General features: G+C 53.0%; 14 protein-coding genes. 10 read left to right on the forward strand and 4 right to left on the reverse strand.

The genetic code is table 11. From position 1 onward, the window contains the following. Positions 1-147: 147 nt before the first annotated feature. The 3 genes from yegD to NXS97_RS20870 all read right to left on the reverse strand — a co-directional run bounded on the left by yegD (position 148) and on the right by NXS97_RS20870 (position 5,693). Complete coding sequence (gene yegD, locus NXS97_RS20860; RefSeq protein ID WP_022623401.1) at positions 148-1,500, reverse strand: molecular chaperone; 1,353 nt, start codon at positions 1,498-1,500, stop codon at positions 148-150. Between the two features lie 76 nt (positions 1,501-1,576). Beyond that, positions 1,577-4,915, reverse strand: a complete 3,339-nt coding sequence (locus tag NXS97_RS20865; RefSeq protein WP_064374063.1) for a diguanylate cyclase — start codon at positions 4,913-4,915, stop codon at positions 1,577-1,579. A 163-nt stretch (positions 4,916-5,078) separates the two neighbouring features. After that, positions 5,079-5,693 carry a phosphatase PAP2 family protein gene (locus NXS97_RS20870; protein ID WP_013026390.1) on the reverse strand — a complete coding sequence of 205 codons (615 nt, stop codon included), beginning with the start codon at positions 5,691-5,693 and terminating at the stop codon, positions 5,079-5,081. 280 nt (positions 5,694-5,973) lie between these two features. Between NXS97_RS20870 and udk the strand changes: the two genes are divergently transcribed. From udk to asmA, 3 genes are all read left to right on the forward strand, one after another. Continuing rightward, positions 5,974-6,615 carry a uridine kinase gene (gene udk, locus NXS97_RS20875; RefSeq protein ID WP_013026389.1) on the forward strand — a complete coding sequence of 214 codons (642 nt, stop codon included), beginning with the start codon at positions 5,974-5,976 and terminating at the stop codon, positions 6,613-6,615. 84 nt (positions 6,616-6,699) lie between these two features. Then, positions 6,700-7,281 (forward strand): dCTP deaminase, encoded by a 582-nt coding sequence (gene dcd, locus NXS97_RS20880; RefSeq protein WP_013026388.1) that lies wholly within the window; start codon positions 6,700-6,702, stop codon positions 7,279-7,281. Positions 7,282-7,295: 14 nt separating this feature from the next. Beyond that, entirely contained in the window at positions 7,296-9,119 is a 1,824-nt protein-coding gene (gene asmA, locus NXS97_RS20885) for an outer membrane assembly protein AsmA (protein ID WP_022623399.1), read from the forward strand. Here the strand turns inward: asmA and NXS97_RS20890 are convergent. After that, on the reverse strand, positions 9,116-10,693 hold the full coding sequence (locus NXS97_RS20890; protein WP_259232792.1) for a TerC family protein: 1,578 nt from the start codon (positions 10,691-10,693) through the stop codon (positions 9,116-9,118). The two genes, asmA and NXS97_RS20890, sit on opposite strands and share 4 nt — an antisense overlap. Before the next feature lie 777 nt (positions 10,694-11,470). Between NXS97_RS20890 and wbaP the strand changes: the two genes are divergently transcribed. The 7 genes from wbaP (at position 11,471) to NXS97_RS20925 (ending at position 20,224) form a co-directional block, all read left to right on the forward strand. Further along, positions 11,471-12,904 (forward strand): undecaprenyl-phosphate galactose phosphotransferase WbaP, encoded by a 1,434-nt coding sequence (gene wbaP, locus NXS97_RS20895; protein WP_013026385.1) that lies wholly within the window; start codon positions 11,471-11,473, stop codon positions 12,902-12,904. A gap of 273 nt (positions 12,905-13,177) precedes the next feature. Beyond that, on the forward strand, positions 13,178-14,317 hold the full coding sequence (locus NXS97_RS20900) for a polysaccharide export protein (RefSeq protein ID WP_013026384.1): 1,140 nt from the start codon (positions 13,178-13,180) through the stop codon (positions 14,315-14,317). 9 nt (positions 14,318-14,326) lie between these two features. Continuing rightward, complete coding sequence (locus NXS97_RS20905; protein ID WP_013026383.1) at positions 14,327-14,761, forward strand: protein-tyrosine-phosphatase; 435 nt, start codon at positions 14,327-14,329, stop codon at positions 14,759-14,761. Positions 14,762-14,773: 12 nt separating this feature from the next. Continuing rightward, positions 14,774-16,951, forward strand: coding sequence for a tyrosine-protein kinase Wzc (gene wzc / locus NXS97_RS20910; protein WP_014594083.1), 2,178 nt, complete (start codon positions 14,774-14,776; stop codon positions 16,949-16,951). A 255-nt stretch (positions 16,952-17,206) separates the two neighbouring features. Next, on the forward strand, positions 17,207-18,343 hold the full coding sequence (locus tag NXS97_RS20915; RefSeq protein ID WP_014594082.1) for an EpsG family protein: 1,137 nt from the start codon (positions 17,207-17,209) through the stop codon (positions 18,341-18,343). 129 nt (positions 18,344-18,472) lie between these two features. Then, positions 18,473-19,390, forward strand: a complete 918-nt coding sequence (locus NXS97_RS20920; RefSeq protein ID WP_210456155.1) for a glycosyltransferase — start codon at positions 18,473-18,475, stop codon at positions 19,388-19,390. A gap of 81 nt (positions 19,391-19,471) precedes the next feature. Beyond that, complete coding sequence (locus NXS97_RS20925) at positions 19,472-20,224, forward strand: glycosyltransferase family 2 protein (RefSeq protein ID WP_014605450.1); 753 nt, start codon at positions 19,472-19,474, stop codon at positions 20,222-20,224. Positions 20,225-20,251 lie beyond the last annotated feature (27 nt).

Genomic DNA, 20,251 nt, shown 5'->3' on the forward strand with positions numbered 1-20,251 from the left:
TTTGATGAAGGGCAACACGGGTAAACGTCAGAGAGGCAATGTTCGCCAGGCGATAGTGATGCGCGGGGGCATCCGCCTGCCTTTTGCCCGCAGGGAGGCGGGCAAAAGGCATGGCTGGCACAGGACGGTTCCGCCTGTGCCGATAGGTCAGGCAAACATAACCTCTGCCCAGCGCGCCAGGCCGGCGGTCACTGAGGCAAAGTCGTCTCCTCCCGCTATCGGTGTGTCTGGCAGGGCCTGCTGGAGCGCCGCGCGCAAAAGTGGGGAACGTGCACTGCCGCCGGTGAGATAAATCACCTCGGGTTTGATATGGCTGGTCGCCAGCGCCAGATGAACCTGCTCCAGAATCTTCTCCAGCGGCTGGCCGATCGCCTCCTGCAGGGTCGCGACGCTGATCTCGGCCTGTAAGCCGGAGGTAACAAAATCCAGTGACGCCGCAAACGCAGGGCGCTCAGACAGCGCGATCTTGCTTTCTTCCGCCGTACGGACCAGGCGATAACTCAGCTTCTGTTGCCAGACTTTAAGCAGGTGAGCCACGGCGGCAGGATTTTCTGCATCGCGCACTAAATCACGCAGCAGCTTGCCGCAGGCGGCGCTGTAGAAATCGCTTTGTGCCGGCACGTCGTTCACCGCCACCGCATTCCACCAGGGCAGGGCAGGCAGGGCGGTGCCTTTTTGGGTGTTGCCGCCCGCGCCGAGCAGGGGCATTAGGGCTTTAAACGCCAGCATAATATCTAAATCGTTACCGCCAACGCGGCAGCCGCTGTGACCCAGCAGGCTTTCACGCCGGTCTGACAGGTTGCGCCATTGCGGGCCCATCAGCAGCATTGAGCAGTCGGTGGTGCCCCCGCCAATATCGACAACCAGTACGCGGGTCTCTTTTTCCAGTGTCGCTTCAAAATCCAGGCCCGCCGCGACCGGCTCGAACTGAAATTCGACATCCCGAAAGCCGGCGCGTTTGGCCGCACGAAGCAGAATGCCCTGTGCCTGTTGATTCGCGTCTTCGCTGCCTAATCCCTGAAAGTTGACCGGACGGCCGATGACCGCCTGGTCGATAGGCTGCTGGGTCTGCGCTTCACCCTGCTGGCGAATGTGCAGCATCATGGCGCACACCAGATCCTCAAAAAAGGCAATCTGCTGCGGTTTCAGGCCGGTTGCGCCCAGAAAGGATTTGGGGGATTTAACAAACCAGACATCTTCTGGATCGACCATGTAATGCTGAAGTGCGGTCAGGCCGAACTGCACGCTGTCAGGTAAGACATCAATATCTTCTTCACGATTGTAGCGCAGGGCCCGCTGCAGCAGCGCGGTGCTTTCCTGTTCCGGTGTTGCAACCTGATGATGGCGGTGAAGCCATTCCGTCACCGCTTCACGCGTTGGGGAGCAAATCATGGACGGCAGCAGGCGTTGGCCATTCTCCAGCGTTAACAAACGCGGCGCGCCTTTTTCACTGACTGCAATTGAGCAGTTAGCCGTACCGTAATCAAATCCAATGAACATTTTTCGCCCCCAGGCCGGAAAAAAGGGGGCGACTTTAGCGCAGCTGATCGGTCGTGGCAAGCGGTGAGCGGCAGAATTAGCGAATAGCGAAAAGGGGGGCTTCCGCAAGCCTGCTCATTGGCTGGCGTTCCGCAACGGCACTGCCCCAAACGCCGTCCACTTCAAGGCTGATCAGCGTGGTGAGCACCGCGGGAACGGACACCGGGCCGGCAAGCAGGGTGATATCACGCTGGCTGGTCTGGCTCTGAATAATGGAGATTAGCATCTCATCCATCAAATTGTTGTGCAGGTTAGCCACCAGTTCCGGGGACAGGATCAGGCAGTCCACCACTTTACCGGTCAACTGGTTAAAGGCATCCAGATTGCGGCCGAAATGCTGCAACACGATGCGGCAGCCCGCCTGGCGCAGTTTCATCAATGCACCGATCAGGCCATCGCCGCTGGAAAGCACGCTGGAGGCGTTAAGCGCGATCCCGCTATGGCTGCGGGCAAGACCGGATTCGGCGAAGCGCAGGCAGAGATTGTCAACGAAAGCCGGATCGTACAGTGCGTGCACATCGAGAGGCAAAATCAGTGCGATACCTTTTTGGCTCATCGTTGCAATCTGCTGGCGGAAGAAGGCATTAACAATATTGTCTTCAAGCCGGCGTTTCAGCATATCGTCAGTCAGGTTATTACGTAGCAGATGCTCATCAATGAGTAACCCTTCTGGCGAAAATAGCTGAACCTCAACCAGCCAGACGCTGGCGGAATGCGGCTTGCCAGGCGGCGCAACGGCCCATACCTGCATGTCCACTTGTAAGGCATCCAGGGTCGCGAGATCCACGGAGTGATGGCTTCCCATTAGCGCCAGCGCATGCTGCTCATACACCTTATACCGACCCCGCCCACTCCGCTTGGCGTTGTAACAGGCAATATCTGCCTGAGACAGCACATCGCTACTCTGACAGTTCTGCGCGTTGATTTGGGTTATGCCTGCGCTGGCACCGACCTGATAGGCGCGCCCCAGCCATTCAAAACAGTAGTCACCGACCGCGCGAACGATGTCCTGCACCACGTCGCGAGCCTGATCCAACGAACATTCGGGCATCAACACGGCAAATTCATCTCCGCCCAGGCGGGCCAGGAAATCGCTCCCGCGTAGGCGATGGCGCATTAAATCCGACAGTTCGCTCAACAGGGCGTCCCCGGCTGCGTGGCCTGCGCTGTCGTTCACCGCCTTAAATTTATCCAGATCGATAAAGACCAGAACGTGCTGATTCTGATGCTCGACGGCGTCGGACAGTAACCGCTTAAGCTGCAGTTCAAAGCTGGCACGATTAGGTAACCGGGTCAGCGTATCGTGCAGTGCGCTGTAGCTCAGACGCTTCATCACTTTACGTGACTCACTGACGTCCTGTATCACCATCACCGCTCCACGCTCGGTACCTGATTCAGATTTCAGCGGCGTTATACTGTAATGAATATCAATATGCTCGCCATTGAGCGTGTGCAGCACCCACTCCTCAGAGAGATAGGGCGCGGTTTTTTCAGACGGCACATGGCACAGCAGCAGATTATCGACTTCAGGGCCATGACGACCGTGCGTGATATGCAGCAGTTCGTTTACCGGTTTGCCCGCCGCCGCCTCTTGTGACCAGCCTGTCATTTTTTCCGCGACCGGGTTCATAAAGGTCACGCACATGTCCTGATCGGTACTGATAACGGCCTCTCCGATCGAGTCGAGCGTGATCATCATGCGCTCTTTTTCCTGAAACAGCGCCTCATTCAGGTTCCGTAATGAGGTGATGTCCTGAGAGATCCCCAAAATGCGTTCGATACGGCCTTCTTTACTTAGCAGGCGGTTTGCCTGAGAACGGATCCAGTGCTGCCCGTCCTCCCGTACCACCCGGTACTCCATCTGGAAGGAACTGCTTTTCTCAATGGCACCCTGAATGGTGAGCACACAACGTTCGCGATCGTCGGGATGAACCAGCGTGACCCACAGATCGTAGCTGGGCAGTTCATGGGGCTTCATGCCAAACAGCGCATACATGCGTTTATCCCACAGAACTTCGCCGCTGGTCAGATTCCATTCCCATACGCCGATGCCGCCCGCCTCATTCGCAAGGGTAATGCGTTCCATCAGGCGTTTGTTCACCTGCTCACTCTGTTTCAGCTCAGAAATATCAATAATCTGCGCGATAAAATAGAGTGGTTGCTGCGCCTGATCGCGCACCAGGGAAAGCGTTAGCCGTACCCAGACAATTTCGCCGTCTTTGCGGAAATAACGTTTTTCCAGCGTATAAGAGTAAATCTCGCCCTGCAGCAGCTTTTCCAGTCGGCCCTGGACGTCGTAAAGATCATCCGGATGAGTGATTTGCTGGAACGTCAGTTGAGTCAGTTCATGTTCCGGATAGCCCAGCGTGTCACACAGGGATTTATTAACCTGAAGCCATCGGCCTTCAGCAGAAACCAGCGCCATGCCAATCGCGGAATACTCCATGGCATGACGGAAACGGGTTTCGCTCTCACTGATATGGCGCTTCTCATGCCGAAAGGCATCCATCACTAATGCCATGATATGACAGGGAATTAAGACCATCAAAAACGGAAGCCAGCTGCTTATCACCGCATAGGTGCTGGCGGCCGTTGGCGTGACGTTAATCCAGCCCAGTGACAGCAGCAGTGCCATAAAGCTGGCGTTAACAAAAAACAGCACAAAGGCTTCCACCTTCGGCAACCGCACGGCACACCAGAACAGCACTACTAAAATAAAAGTAAAAGGCCAGGGTAAAAACCGCAGCGACAGGTAGCTGGCAGTAAGCGTCAGGGCCAGTGTGATGAGCGTCTCTACCAGAGACGCGCGTTTCAGGCCATTCTGCGACAGCGGCCAGGTCAGCAACAGTAAAACCGGCCCGAGCGCTAACATGCCGATAATTTCCGAAATGACCCAGGTGTAAAAGAAAGCAAATGAGGCCTGATCTCCAACCTGCAGTATCCACAGCGCGAGTACGCCGCCAACCAGGGGCGAAATCAGGCCGGTAGCGATAACAAAGCGGATCCAGTCATTGAGCGAAACCAGCGGCGCCTCACGGTCAAGCAACGCGCGCAATAACAGCCCGCCCAGTATGGCCTGCAGCAGATTAAGCAGGGCAAATTTTAAATTAGAGAGGGCGGGACCGATAATGAAGGCATTCGCCAGTGCCGTACCGATAAGGCAGGCGATGAGTAACAGGGGGAGCTGGCGAGACGTGCTGCGAAACACCACGATGGTCATCAGTGCCGTCGAGAACCAGAGCGGTGAAATTTTACCGCTAACCACAATCAGCTCAAGGCAAAATAGCGTCAGGACGAAGGAAGCCAGGCCAAGCCAGCAGGCGTTTAGCCACTTTTTAGGTGATTTATCTGACGAGGCCAGTGTCTCAACGATCATTAATCGATCCAGCAGAGGGCAAAATAGTGCAATGGCATGCGCTGCATCGCCATTGTCATTCGAAGAATGCTAGCACATTTGATAGAAAAAACAGGGGGGAAATCATTAAATTGCGTTATTCGTTGGATTGAATGGCTCGCGGAAGCACGAGCCACCATGTGCATTATTCCCGGAAAAGATCGGCCCGGGTGTAAGGTTTTTCCATGCCAGCCAGACGGGCAGAAAACTGCGCCAGGAACTGTTGTGTGGTGGCAATCCGACCGTGACCCAGCAGCAGAACCGGCACCAGCAGCGCAGCGGCGATTTGCGGCAAGCTGAACCCTTTAAGTGCCGTCTCGCGCTGGGAAAGTAAAAACGCGGTACTCAGCGTAAAGCCCAGCAGCAGACCGGTAATGACCTCGCTGACGGAATGCGCATGGATAACCAGGCGCGAAACGCCAACCATTAAGGGAATCACATAGCCCACGCCAATCGCCAGGCCGCGCCACAGGCTTGAGCAGCGCCCTGAAATTAACCAAAGCATAACCGGCCACAGGGTTGCTGACATCGCGCTGTGGCCGCTAAATCCCGTGAAGTTAAAGCGTGCGCTGCCAATACCAAAGCCAAGAAACAGTATTTTTGACACGCTGACCACCAGCCCGGCCAGGCCAAAGGCCAGAAGCCAGTACCACAGGGCGCGACGGTTATCGCTTTTCCACGGTAAAATCAGGGCAATAATCACCGCCGTGGGAATCAATAACATGCTGTCACCAAAATAGGTGAGGGTCTTCCAGAGCATAATCTTCCTTTCTTCTTCTTGGGCAAAATGCCCTTATTCTTCGGCCATACCGAGCCCGACAGGTGCTGTGCGGCGTTGTTCTGTGTGAGGCGGCTAGTTTATCGGTGAAACCATTCAGGTTAAAAGGGGAAAGTCTGAAAAGGGGGGCGGTGCCATTTCTCTGGCATCAAAAGGCCGAAATCCCTATACTGAGCGCCAACTCACCCTCTCCGTTCAGCCCCATTAACTGGGTGCGCAGTTTGCGTACAGTTTCTGGCTCCAGTATCAGGTTTTTAAAAGTATGACTGACAAGTCCCATCAGTGCGTGATCGTTGGCATTGCAGGTGCATCTGCATCCGGTAAAAGTTTAATCGCCAGTACGCTCTATCGTGAAATTCGCGACCAGGTCGGCGATGAGCACATCGGCGTTATCCCTGAAGATGCCTATTACAAAGATCAAAGTCACCTCACCATGGAAGAGAGGGTTAAAACCAATTATGACCATCCCAGCGCGATGGATCATGATTTGTTATTGCAGCACTTACGTGCGGTAAAGGCAGGGCAGGACATTGAGTTGCCCGTTTACAGCTATGTTGAGCACACGCGTACTCAGGAAACGCTGCAAATTAAGCCTAAAAAAGTCATTATTCTTGAAGGCATTCTCCTGTTAACCGATGCGCGTCTGCGCCAGGAACTGAACTTCTCCATCTTCGTGGACACGCCGCTCGACATTTGCCTGATGCGACGTATGAAACGTGATGTCAATGAACGGGGGCGTTCAATGGATTCCGTCATGAGTCAGTATCAGAAAACGGTCCGCCCCATGTTTTTGCAGTTCATTGAACCCTCTAAACAGTACGCAGATATCATTGTGCCGCGCGGTGGTAAAAACCGTATTGCTATTGATATTCTTAAAGCCAAAATTAACCAGTTCTTCGAGTAGTTTACGTCTCAAAGGACGTGACGCGAGCAGGTTAAAAGCACAGATGCCGCCTGTTCGCTACACTTACTTCATGGAGTTACCGTAATGAGATTATGCGACCGCGATATTGAAGCCTGGCTGGATAGCGGGAAACTGGCGATCACGCCACGGCCACCGGTGGAACGGATCAACGGTGCAACGGTCGACGTACGTTTAGGCAATCAGTTCCGGACATTCAGCGGACATACCGCCGCGTTTATTGATCTGAGCGGGCCGAAGCACGAAGTGAGCGCGGCCCTGGATCGCGTGATGAGTGATGAGATCGTTCTCCCCGAGGGCGAGGCATTCTTTCTGCATCCCGGCGAGCTGGCCCTGGCGGTAACGCTGGAATCTGTGACCATTCCCGACGATCTGGTTGGCTGGCTGGACGGGCGCTCCTCGCTTGCCCGCCTGGGCCTGATGGTCCACGTGACCGCGCATCGTATCGATCCGGGCTGGCAGGGCCGTATCGTGCTGGAGTTCTATAATTCTGGCAAACTGCCTCTGGCACTGCGCCCGGGAATGCTGATTGGTGCGCTAAGCTTTGAACCGCTTTCGGGACCTGCCGCGCGTCCTTATAATCGCCGTGAAAATGCTAAATATCGTGGCCAGCAGGGTGCTGATGCCAGTCGTATCGACAAAGATTAATTCATGAGGATGTGATGAGAAGAGTGATAACCACGCTGGCCATCTTACTGGTGGTGGTCGTAGCGGGATTAACAGCCCTGGTTATGCTGGTCAACCCCAACGACTTTCGCAGCTATATGGTGCAACAGGTCGAACAGCGCAGCGGTTATCAACTCACTATCAATGGCGATTTGCGTTGGCACGTCTGGCCTAAACTCAGCATTCTGGCCGGGCGCATGAGCCTGACCGCGCCCGGTGCAGCCCAGCCCGTGGTCTCTGCAGACAATATGCGGCTGGATGTGAATCTTCTGCCCTTGCTATCACATCAGCTGAGCGTGAGCCAGGTGATGCTGAAAAACGCGGTGGTGCAGGTCACGCCAGACAGTGCGGCGCAAGTACCGCAAAATGCCCCGCGCGGTCCGCACAACAGCGAGCCTGCGTCTTCAGACCGATGGTCTTTCGATATCGGCAAACTCCAGCTGTTGGACAGCCTGTTTATCTGGCAACAGCCCGGCGGCGATGCGTTCACCTTCCGTAATCTCAACCTGAATATGGAGCAGGATCAGTCGAGCCTGGCAACAATCAATCTCAGCACCAGCCTGACGCGCAACCAGCGCACGGCGATGATCAATCTGAAGGGGCAATTTGATAAATCGCAGTATCCCCATCAGCTCAGTGGTCAGCTCGAACAACTGGATTACGCGTTGTCCGGGGCCAGCCTGCCACCGCAGGGCATTAAAGGTACGCTGAGCTTCCAGGGAAACTGGAATGGCGACAGAAATACCGTTGCCCTGTCCGATCTTAAGCTTAACGCCAACGACAGTGTTCTCAGCGGCAGCGCGCAGGGCGATCTTACGGCTCCGCAAAAGCTGTCTCTGGATCTTCATGCGACCTCACTGGATATGGATAACCTGCTTTTTATCTCTTCGTTAACTCAGCAGGTAAGTGGACAAAGCAGCCAGATTGCCCCTGCGCCGGTGATTGCAGACCAGCGCGAACCCACCAATGCGGACTCGCCGCTCAACGATATCGATCTGGACATAAAACTGCAGGCAGACAGCGCGGTCTGGCGAGGTCTTACGCTCTCAAAACTGGCTGTGGATGCGGTCAACCAACAGGGACTGATGACATTTAATACCTTGTCAGGAACTGTGGGGCAGGGGCGTTTCTCCGTTCCCGGCAGCATTGATATTCGTCAGCCCGTTACGCACGTCAGTTTCAAACCCGTGTTGAGTCAGGTTGATCTTCAGCCTTTACTGAAGGCGTTGGCACTGCCTCAGTCGCTGCAGGGAACCCTTGATCTTAACGGCGAGTTGGCCGGTGATAACCTCACCCTTGAGGACGCGAAACAGAGCTGGCAGGGCAAGGCGGATGTCCGTGTGAGCCATCTGAAACTGGCGCAAATCGACTTACAGCAGATGGTCCGTCGCGCGGTGGCGCGCGTGAGCGATCGCGTTAGCAGCGACGATCAGGTATTGGGACAGGGAATCGATCACATCAGCGGTCAGCTTGCGCTGAAGAACGGCCTCCTGTCCTTTAACCATCTCAGCGGCGAAAGCAAGCAGCTGACGTTACGTGGCGATGGGAGCGTCAACATGGTGCAGCAGCAATTAGACGTTACATTGGGCCTGACGCTGAGCGGCTGGCACGGGGATGAAAAACTGGTTGCGGCCTTATCCGATCAGGTGATCCCGTTTCGCCTTTACGGCAGTTGGGAGAATCCGCAATATACGCTGCCGGTTGACGATATGCTGCGCGAGAAGCTGCAGAATGAGGCGAAATCGCGCCTGAATCAATGGCTTGATCGTCAGCAATTAAAAGGAAATAACGCCACGCAGCCAGATTCGGCACGCCCTTAAGGCGCGGCATGCTGTTGCATGTCAGGCTGCGGCAGAATTTCAACCTTCTGAACCCGGTGCTGTTCAACCTGCAGAGTACGTAAGCGGTAATCCCCCAGGAGGATCTCTTCACCTTCCTGGGGAATATTCTGCAGGCGATCCATCACTAATCCGGCCAGCGTATGATAATTACGCTTCTCATCCAGCGGTAACGTCACGTACATCGCCAGATCCTCCAGCGGCATTTGGCCATTGGCAATCCAGCCACCCGACCCATTAGGCTGGATATCATAGCGGGCATCGGTTTCGCCTGCTTCATTTGGCAGATTTCCCGCAATGGTTTCCATTAAGTCGCTCAACGTGACCACGCCCTCTACCGAACCAAACTCATCGACCACAAATGCAAAATGTGTGTGACCCTGACGAAACAGCTCCAGCGCTTGTAACAAGGTGATGTGCTCGTGGAACACCAGGGGCTGACGAATCAGGCTGCGTAAATCAAGGGAGTGGTGATGCAGTGACTGATGGAGCAGATCGTTAACATGCACAATGCCGAGCGGCTCTTTGCTGTTGTCCGTAATAACGATGCGCGTATGCTGATTACGATCAAGGTTAGCCATGATCTCCGCCGGATCGTCGCTTAAATCAATGTGCTGAACATCGTGACGCGTCGTCATGATGGTGTTGACATGACGCTGCCCAAGCCCCATCACTCTGGCGATCATCACGCGCTCCTGGCGATTAAACAGCGCGACAGCCTCTCCATCGGCAATCATTGACGAGGTTTTTGCATCCAGTTCCGCCTGTTCGGCTTCGCCGCGTAACAGACGTAATACCGCTTCGGCGGTGCGCTGGCGTAACGGACGACCCGCCGACAGCACCTTGCGCCGGTTAAACTGTGCCAGCTGGTTCAGGGCTTCGATTAGCACGGAGAAACCGATCGCCGCATAGAGATAGCCTTTAGGAATAACAAAGCCAAAGCCTTCAGCCACCAGACTAAAGCCAATCATCAGTAAAAAGCTCAGGCACAGAATAACGATGGTCGGGTGACTGTTGACGAAACGGGTAAGGGGTTTACTGGCGAGCAGCATCAATAAAATCGCCACGGTAACTGCCACCATCATGACCGGCAGGTCGTTGACCATACCCACGGCAGTAATCACCGCATCCAGCGAAAAAATCGCGTCCAGCACCACGATCTGCGCCACGACAGGCCAGAATTTAGCGCCGCCTTTTTGTTGAGCGTTCTCCTCGTCCTGCCCTTCGAGCCGTTCGTTCAATTCGGTTGTCGCTTTGAACAGCAAAAACAGTCCGCCAAACAGCAGCAGCAGGTCGCGCGCGCTGAAGGCGTGATTAGCCAGCGTAATCAATGGCTGCGTCAGCGTGACCAGCCAGGACAGAGAGGCTAACAGCAGCAGTCGGCACACCAGCGCCATCAGCAGGCCAATCACCCGCGCGCGGTCGCGTGCGGCTGCCGGCAGCTTCTCGACCAGAATAGCGATAAAGACCAGGTTATCGATACCCAGTACCAGTTCAAGAACGATTAGCGTTACTAATCCTGCCCATAGCGAGGGATCGACCAATACCTCCATCATGCTTTATTCACCTGAATGTCTAAAAATAAGCTTTGTCTGATGATAGTGGAGAGATGGCCTTGGGACAAATAGCGAGCTTACAGGGTCTTTACGATTTAATTGAATAGCCCATACATTAATTACAGGATAATTCTTCAGCAGATTGATTAATGCGGCGGTGAAGGTAGCGCATAAAGGTTGCAGATTAATGTCACCGTATTTCTCATTCAGAGGAATTTCTTATGCGATTATTCCTGGTGCGAACATGGAATAAATCTGATTTTTTCCTACCTGAAAGCTGAAAATGAGCGGCTTCAATACTTATTACTGGTAGTCTTTTTCCTAAAATAGTCCGGGGATGGCGGGGTCTACTTGTAAACATGCCAGTAATAACTAGTATAGCAACGAGTTAGACAACGCCTGCGCCCGAATCTGTAATTTGCGCAATCAACCGCCTCGGTACGTAGCAGAATGTCAACGCATTCTGCACAAGAACGCTTTGTGCGCAATCGCGCGCGGCGCAGGGAGAAACAGAGGTTATCAGGGCGGTATTGGCAGCGACAGCCAAGGGCGGTAGCGTGTCTGCGTAACCGCTTCGGTTTGATATTTAATCAGCACATTGCTGATAAAGTAAGAGTAATCTGTTGGTATTGTGCACGGTATTATTGGTTTCATAGTCAATGACAATGGCGTAAATGCCGCAGGAGCTCCCCTCAGAAACGCTCGGGCTTAAGAGACAATGCTGGTCACTTAAGCGTCTGGTGTGGTGGGTTAAGGAAATAAAATAAAGAGTTAAATATGCGCGATAATGAATTTACGTTTAAAAGTCTTATCACCAAATTATTATTGGCTTGTTCTGATTTAATATGTTTCAACGCGGCATTATTTATCGCGATGATGCTAATTAATATGACATCTCCTTCACTGTTATCGGATATGTCTGATCGGGAATTTAATTTAAAAGTTGCTACACACATCTGTCTGTCAGTAATTTGCGTGGGCTGGTTTTGGGTCAGACTGCGCCATTACACCTACCGCAAACCGTTTTGGTTCGAATTAAAAGAAATTTTTCGTACCATTCTCATTTTTTCCGTCATTGAACTGTCGATCACGGCCCTGTCTCAATGGCAGATGTCGCGCTTTGTCTGGCTGTTAACGTGGCTTATCGCCCTGGTGGCAATGCCGGTGTGCCGCGCACTGTCCAAACGCCTGCTGAATAAATACGGCCTGTGGAAGAAGCAGACCATCATTATTGGCAGCAATAAAAATGCCCAGGAAGCGTGGGAGGCTCTGCAAAGCGAAGAGGTTATGGGCTTTGAGGTTATTGCCTTCTATGACGTGGACGGATCCTGCCCACAAGAGCTGATTTCGGGTATTCCGGTGCTGCGCGACGAGCAGGCGCTGTGGAGGCTCACTAACAGTGAAACCCAGTTCATTGTGGCGGTTGAGTTTGAGCAAAGTCAGTATCGTGACATGTGGCTGAAATCGCTGGCGATGCATAACTGCCGCTCTGTTTCAGTGATTCCTACCTTACGTGGGGTGCCGCTGTACGGCACTGACATGGCTTATATCTTCAGCCATGAAGTCATGATCCTGCGTGTTCAGAATAACCTGGCCAAACGTACCTCACGCTTCCTGAAGCGCACGTTCGATATCTTCGGGGCACTCTCCATCATTTTGATGCTGTTACCGGCGCTGCTAGTGCTGGGATTCCTTGTGGGACGTGATGGCGGGCCGCCTATTTATGGTCACGAACGCGTCGGCCTGAACGGGCGTAAATTTAAATGCCTTAAGTTCCGTTCAATGGTGATCAACTCGAAAGAAGTGCTTGAGGAAGTCTTGCGAACCGATCCGGTTGCCCGTGCTGAATGGGATAAAGATTTTAAACTCAAAAACGATCCCCGTATTACTAAAGTCGGTCACTTTATTCGTAAAACCAGCCTTGATGAGCTGCCGCAGTTGTGGAACGTCGTACGCGGCGACATGAGCCTGGTCGGGCCGCGCCCGGTTATTGAAGACGAACTGGCGCGTTATGCGGGCGATGTCGATTACTACCTGATGGCAAAACCGGGTATGACCGGATTGTGGCAGGTGAGCGGCCGTAACGATGTGGATTATGAAACGCGCGTCTACTTCGACTCATGGTATGTAAAAAACTGGTCGCTGTGGAACGACATTGCAATTTTGTTCAAAACCGTGGGTGTGGTTTTGAAACGTGATGGTGCTTACTAGCCGCAAAAGAGCTTCTGTCAGCCGCGCGCCGAAGTGCCACTTCAGGTTCCGGCGGGCAGATTTCTCTAAAAAAAAGCGGTACGGCATTGATAAACCGAAATGTTCTGCTTTGCTTTATTCCGTTCCGAGTAAAGCGCGTGATGGGTACAAGACAGGAGCTAAGAATAATGAACGACATGTTCAGGGCCTGAGTCAGGATAGCTTACTTTTTTCGAGCGCTTACACAGCGGCGTATTCGCCTCTATCAAACATTAACTGATAGCGAAGATCTAAATGATTACAATGAAAATGAAGATGATACCTGTTCTGGTATCTGCAACTTTTATGGCCGGGTGTACTGTCGTGCCGGGGCAAAATTTATCCACTTCGGGAAAAGATGTCATTGAGCAGCAGGACAGCAATTTTGACATCGACAAGTACGTTAACGTTTATCCGTTAACGCCAGGCCTGGTGGAGAAAATGCGTCCTAAGCCACTTGTGGCACAGGCTAATCCGTCGTTACAAACCGAAATTCAGAACTACGAATACCGCATCGGCATCGGTGATGTTCTCACCGTCACCGTGTGGGATCACCCCGAACTCACCACGCCTGCCGGTCAGTACCGTAGCGCCAGTGACACCGGTAACTGGGTCCATTCTGACGGCACGATTTTCTATCCTTACATCGGCCGCGTCCGTGTTGCCGGCCGTACCGTAGGTGACGTGCGTAATGAAGTGGCGCGTCGTCTGGCGCAGTACATCGAAAGCCCCCAGGTTGACGTCAGCATTGCCTCGTTTAAGTCACAGAAGACTTACGTGACCGGTGCCGTGACGACCTCAGGCCAGCAGCCTATCACCAACGTACCGCTGACCATCCTGGATGCGATTAACGCAGCGGGCGGCTTAGCGGCGGACGCAGACTGGCGCAACGTTATCCTGACCCACAACGGCCGTGAGCAGCGCGTGTCACTGCAGGCCCTGATGCAGAACGGCGATCTGAGCCAGAACCACCTGCTTTATCCGGGTGACATCCTGTATGTGCCGCGTAACGACGACCTGAAAGTGTTTGTCATGGGCGAAGTGAAACAGCAGGCCACCCTGAAAATGGACCGCAGCGGTATGACCCTGGCTGAAGCGCTGGGTAATGCGGCAGGCATGGATCAAACCACGTCCGACGCGACCGGGGTCTTTGTTATCCGACCGACGCGCGGCTCCGATCGCAGCAAAATCGCCAATATCTACCAGCTGAATACCAAAGATGCGGCATCCATGGTGATGGGTACCGAATTCCAACTTGAACCTTACGATATCGTCTACGTGACATCGACGCCGCTGACGCGTTGGAACCGCGTGATATCGCAGTTGATACCAACCATAGCCGGTGTTAACGATGCGACGCAGGCTGCACAGCGCATCCGCAACTGGTCGAACTAAGGTTTCGCCATGATTAAGTCCGTGTTAGTCGTCTGCGTAGGCAACATCTGCCGCTCTCCTACGGGAGAGCGCCTGTTCAAACGCGCGCTGCCGCACCTGCCTGTGGCCTCCGCCGGACTCGGCGCCCTGGTTGGGCACGCGGCGGATAAAACGGCGACGGAGGTGGCAGCCGAAAAAGGCTTATCGCTGGAAGGTCATGAGGCTCAGCAGCTAACGGCCAGCCTGTGCCGGGAGTATGACCTGATTCTGGTGATGGAAAAGCGCCACATTGAACAGGTAAACCGCATCGATCCGGCTGCACGCGGCAAAACGATGCTGCTTGGGCACTGGCTCAATCAGAAGGAAATTGCGGATCCGTACAGAAAAAGCCGTGAGGCCTTTGAAGAGGTTTACGGGTTACTGGAACACGCCACTCAGAAATGGGTCAGCGTACTAAGCCGATAGTTGGGATTATCCATGAATATAAAAAACAAAGTCATGACCGCGCCGCGCGAGGAATCGAATGGGTGGGATCTGGCGCATCTTGTGGGACAGCTTATTGATCACCGCTGGGTTATCGTCGCTGTCACCGCTTTTTTCATGCTGGTAGCAACGCTCTACACACTGTTTGCGACGCCTATTTACAGCGCCGATGCCATGGTTCAGGTGGAGCAGAAGAATACCAGCACCGTCCTGAATGAATTACAGACTCTGATGCCCACGACGCCAGCATCGGATACCGAAATCCAGATTCTTGAATCACGCATGGTGCTGGGAAAAACCGTTCAGGATCTTGGCCTGGATGCAGTGGTTTCACAGAACTATTTCCCGGTTATCGGCAAAGGTCTGTCGCGCCTGATGGGCAACAAGCCTGGCAATGTTGCGATCTCCCGTCTGGAGATTCCGCGTACGATCGAGAAGCGCAGTGTTGAGCTCGAGGTTACGGGTAAAGACAGCTATACCGTTTCTGCCGATGGCGATGAGCTGTTCAAAGGCAAAGTGGGGCAGTTCGAAAAACACGGCGATGTGAGCATGCTGGTCAGCGATATCAATGCGGAGCCGGGCACCACGTTTACCGTCACCAAACTCAACGATCTGCAGGCAATTAACAGCATCCTGTCTAACCTGACCGTTGCAGACAAAGGGAAAGACACCGGCGTACTGGGACTGCAGTATGTGGGTGAAGATCAGGAGCAGATCAGCAAAGTTCTGAACCAGATCGTGAATAACTACCTGTTGCAGAACGTGCAGCGTAAATCCGAACAGGCCGAGAAAAGCCTGGAGTTCCTGAAACAGCAACTGCCGGAAGTGCGTGGCAAACTGGATCAGGCGGAAGACAAACTTAACGCCTTCCGCCGTGAGAACGAGTCCGTTGACCTGTCGCTTGAAGCTAAGTCTGCGTTGGATTCATCCGTTAGCGTGCAGAGCCAGCTTAACGAGCTGACGTTCCGCGAAGCCGAAGTTTCGCAGCTGTTCACCAAAGATCACCCTACCTATCGGGCCCTGTTAGAAAAGCGTAAAACGCTGGAAGATGAGCAGGCGCAGCTGAACAAGAAAATTGCGCAGATGCCGAAAACTCAGCAGGAGATTCTGCGTCTGACCCGCGATGTGCAGTCAGGTCAGGAAATCTACATGCAGTTACTGAACCGCCAGCAAGAGCTGAGCATCAGTAAGGCCAGCACCGTGGGTGATGTTCGCATCATCGATCAGGCCGCCACGGCAAACTCGCCGGTTGCGCCGAAAAAGCTGCTGATCATCGCAGCCAGCCTGATTCTGGGGCTGATGGTGTCCGTCGGTGTGGTTCTGCTTAAAGCGCTGTTGCATCACGGAATCGAGAACCCGGAACAGCTGGAAGAGCTGGGCATGAACGTCTATGCCAGCGTACCGCTCTCTGAGTGGCAGCGTAAGAAGGATACCGAAGCACTGGCGCGTCGCGGTCACAAAGGCAAAACCGATCCGCATGAGACGCTGTTGGCACTGGGTAATCCAACCGACCTCTCTATTGAAGCGATTCGTAGCCTGCGTACCAGCCTGCACTTCGCCATGATGGAAGCGAAAAACAACATTCTGATGATCACCGGCGCCAGCCCGGGTATTGGTAAAACCTTTATCTGCGTTAACCTCGCTACCCTGGTGGCCAAGGCCGGTCAGAAGGTGTTGTTTATCGATGGTGACATGCGCCGCGGTTACACCCACGAACTGCTGGGGGCGGACAATAAATCTGGTCTGTCTAACGTCCTGTCTGGCAAAACCGAGTTTACGCCGACCATGATTCAGCAAGGGCCATACGGTTTTGATTTCCTGCCGCGCGGACAGGTTCCACCGAACCCGTCAGAGCTGTTGATGCACCGCCGCATGGGTGAGCTGCTGGAGTGGGCAAGCAAAAACTATGATTTAGTCCTGATTGATACACCGCCGATTCTGGCCGTAACGGATGCGTCCATCATCGGTAAGTTGGCCGGTACCTCGCTGATGGTGGCGCGTTTTGAAACCAACACCACAAAAGAAGTGGATGTCAGCTTCAAACGCTTCGCGCAGAACGGTATCGAAATCAAAGGGGTTATCCTGAACGCCGTGGTACGTAAAGCGGCTAACTCGTACGGTTATGGTTATGACTACTACGACTACGAGTACGGTAAACCAACGAAAAGCTAAGAGCTGAAAGAAAAGGGGCGGGTTTGACCGCCCCTTTTGATCCCTGGCTCAAGATAACGACACGTAACGATTTGCACAGGTGATTCTGGATACAACGCACAATAAGCGACGATCTAACGTCAATCATCAGAATTCATCATCAACACGCTTTTGTCTGTCGCGATGTCGGCGCAGACCTGCTGAGAGATCAACCCGGAAGGTAATCAGCACTGGCCACTGTTGGCATGAGAACTTGTGGATTTAAGGAATCACACCATGGCTCCATATTGGTATATATCAGGGTTTTTGCTGCTGATTTCGCTGTTCGAAATCCTGGTGAAAAAAGACGAACGCACAAATTATATTTTGACCTGGCTGCTGTGCTTTGCGGCTATTATTCTGATCGTATTCGGGGGGATTCGTGGCCTCGGCACCGGCATGGATGACTTCCAGTACCGCAGTTTCTTTGAGGACTTTGTACGGCGCATTCAGATCAACGGTTTTTTCAATACCGTCGCGTTTTTCCGCTACGAACCGCTGATTTTTGCGATGGCGTGGATAACGAGTCTGTTTTCGCATAACGCCAGCGTGTTTCTGTTCGTCTTCTGTGCGATTGCGGTATCCATTAACGCCTTCTTTTTCAGAAAGATGTCGCCTTATCCGGTACTGGCGCTGGCGCTGTATTCGGCGCACATCTTTATTAACAAAGACATCAATCAGATACGTTTTGGCTTAAGCTCCGCCCTGTTCCTCGGCGTGCTGTGGACGATCTACCTGAAGCGTTACTGGTGGGCCTTTACCTTTTTTATCCTGTCGTTCATGAGTCACAACACCGCCGTTATGGTGATAACGCTGGTGCCTTTCCTGTTTATTCGTGACTGGCGCTGGTGGCCGGTGGTGATCATCGTTGTCAGCCTGCCGCTCTCGGTCGTCGGGGGTTCAAGCTTCATCGCCCTGATTGCCGGACACCTCGGATCGCTGGGGGAAAGGGCATCGGGCTATAACAACGATCCCTCCTATGCAATGGATGGCAGCATCCTGTCAGTCTCGAACCTGAAGAACATCATGCTGGTGTTTATTTTCTTCTATTTCATGCTGACTGAAGAACTGAAGCGCGAAAACTATGCCCAGTATCGTCTGAACTACTTGCTGATTTTAAGTTTTGCTATCGGCGGGGCGATCCGCATCTTCCTGTATAACTTCCCGTCAGGTTCGCGTCTTTCCAACTATTTGCAACAGGTTGAACCCATCATTCTGACCTCGCTTATCTATCAGGCCAGACGCGTCTGGAAGCCGGCGCTGTTTGGCATGCTGTTTTTCTTCCTGCTCTATTACCTCTACTACAACACCATCTCAACCAAGCAGGCGGTTGTAGGGTACGAAGTGGCCCAGGAGTTCTGGCTGATTCGGTAACGGACCCGGCGGCGCGCCCCCAGTGAACGGCTTCACTTCGCGGGGCGGTCGCCTGTAACAACACAGGTTTTTCTTCGGCGTTTGTCGATTGAATTGTTTATTTTTGAATACTTTAATGAGGTGCTGGCAATGAAGGACATTCGTTTCTCCATCGTAATTCCGGCTTATAACGCGTCAGAATCGATTGTCACGACGCTGGATTGCGTTAAAGCACAAACGTATCGCCATTTCGAAGTCATCATCGTGGATGACAAATCTGCCGATGCCGCCGCGCTGGCGGAAGTGGTGCGCAGTGAGCGCTATCAGGACCTGGACATCAATCTTGTCTTGTCTGAGGTTAAACTCAACGGTGCCGGCGCGCGTAACAAAGGCATTGAGCTGGCAACGGGCGACTATGTCAGTTTTCTGGATGCCGATGACGAGTGGCATGCCGACAAGCTTCTGCAGGTCAGTGAAAAGATTGCGGAGCTAGAGGCGCAGGGTCAGCACAATACCATTATCTTCAGCCAGGTAAATATCTATCAGGACGGTGCGTTCCTGAAGGTTATGCCGATGCAGCCTCCGGCAAAAAACGAAACTGTCGCAGAGTATCTGTTTGGCTGTTATGGCTTTATTCAAACCAGCACCATCGTGCTGAAGCGTGAAGATGCCGCTAAAATTCAGTTCGATGCGCGTTTTATCCGCCATCAGGACTATGACTTCTGCATCCGTGCCGACCGCATGGGTTACCGGTTTGAAATGATCGCTGCCCCGCTGGCCAACTACCACCTGGTGACGAAGTTTGGCTCCAAACACAAAGGTGAATCGGTCAAGTACTCCCTGTTCTGGCTGGATACGATGAAACCGCACCTTACCCCACGAGATATTCACACCTACAAAGCATTCAAGCTGCCCCTGCGCTACAAAATGGACGGTAACTCGCTGATGGCGAGCGTCAGCTTCGCGCGCTACTTCCTGCTCACCAATAAAGATAATCGCACCTACTTCCTGAACCGCGTGAAAGACAAACTGAAAGCGCGGTTGGGTGGCGAAAAGGCACTCTCCTGATTCTATTGAATGTCGTGACGTTTTAACGCTACCGGAAGGTTATCTGGTGGCCCCGTCTATTTTATTTATTCAGGTATGAAAATGAATAATCACTCTGGTACCGTCGGCATTGTCATGCCTATGTATAATGCCCGCGAGACGGTATTACGCGCTGTACAGTCCGTCATCAATCAAACCTATCAGGACTGGCACCTGTATCTGATCAACGATAAATCCACAGATGATTCACTCGCGTGGGTGCGCGAGCAGTGCCAGGACCCGCGTATTACGATTCTCGACAATGCGGTCAATATGGGCGCGGCCGAAACCCGCAATGTGGGATTACGTGCTTCGCAAGAAGAGGTGATCGCTTTTCTTGACAGCGATGACGAATGGCACAGTGATAAGCTTCGCCAGCAGATGCAGGCTATCGCCGATGGGGACAATCTGGTCATCACGGAATACCATTACAAAACCCGCAAAGCTGACCACGATATTCGCTATACAAAGCCTTACCTTAAGCAGGACAGCTATGTCAAAAAGCAGTATCGGGTGTGCTTCTCATCCGTCTGTTTCCGCCGTCCGCCAGGCGGGATTTTATTTGAGCGAAAAGGTCACGAAGACTTCCTTTTCCTCTACGAACTCTTTAATCGCTACAAACAGGCCCGCGTAATTCAGAGTATTCTGGTGAATTATTACGAGTTAGGGAATTCCCTATCGCGTAATAAAAACAAAGCCGCCAAATGGCACCTCGAACTATTAAGAATTATCTATAAAAACAATCCGTTAAAAATCTATTACTATTACGCTTGGTATATGGTGAATGGTGTGCTGTTTAGCCTGAAACACCGTTAAGCCGATCGGCAGGATTGTGTATAAATT

It is taken from the genome of Pantoea sp. B623, assembly GCF_024814475.1.
Classification (GTDB): domain Bacteria; phylum Pseudomonadota; class Gammaproteobacteria; order Enterobacterales; family Enterobacteriaceae; genus Pantoea; species Pantoea ananatis.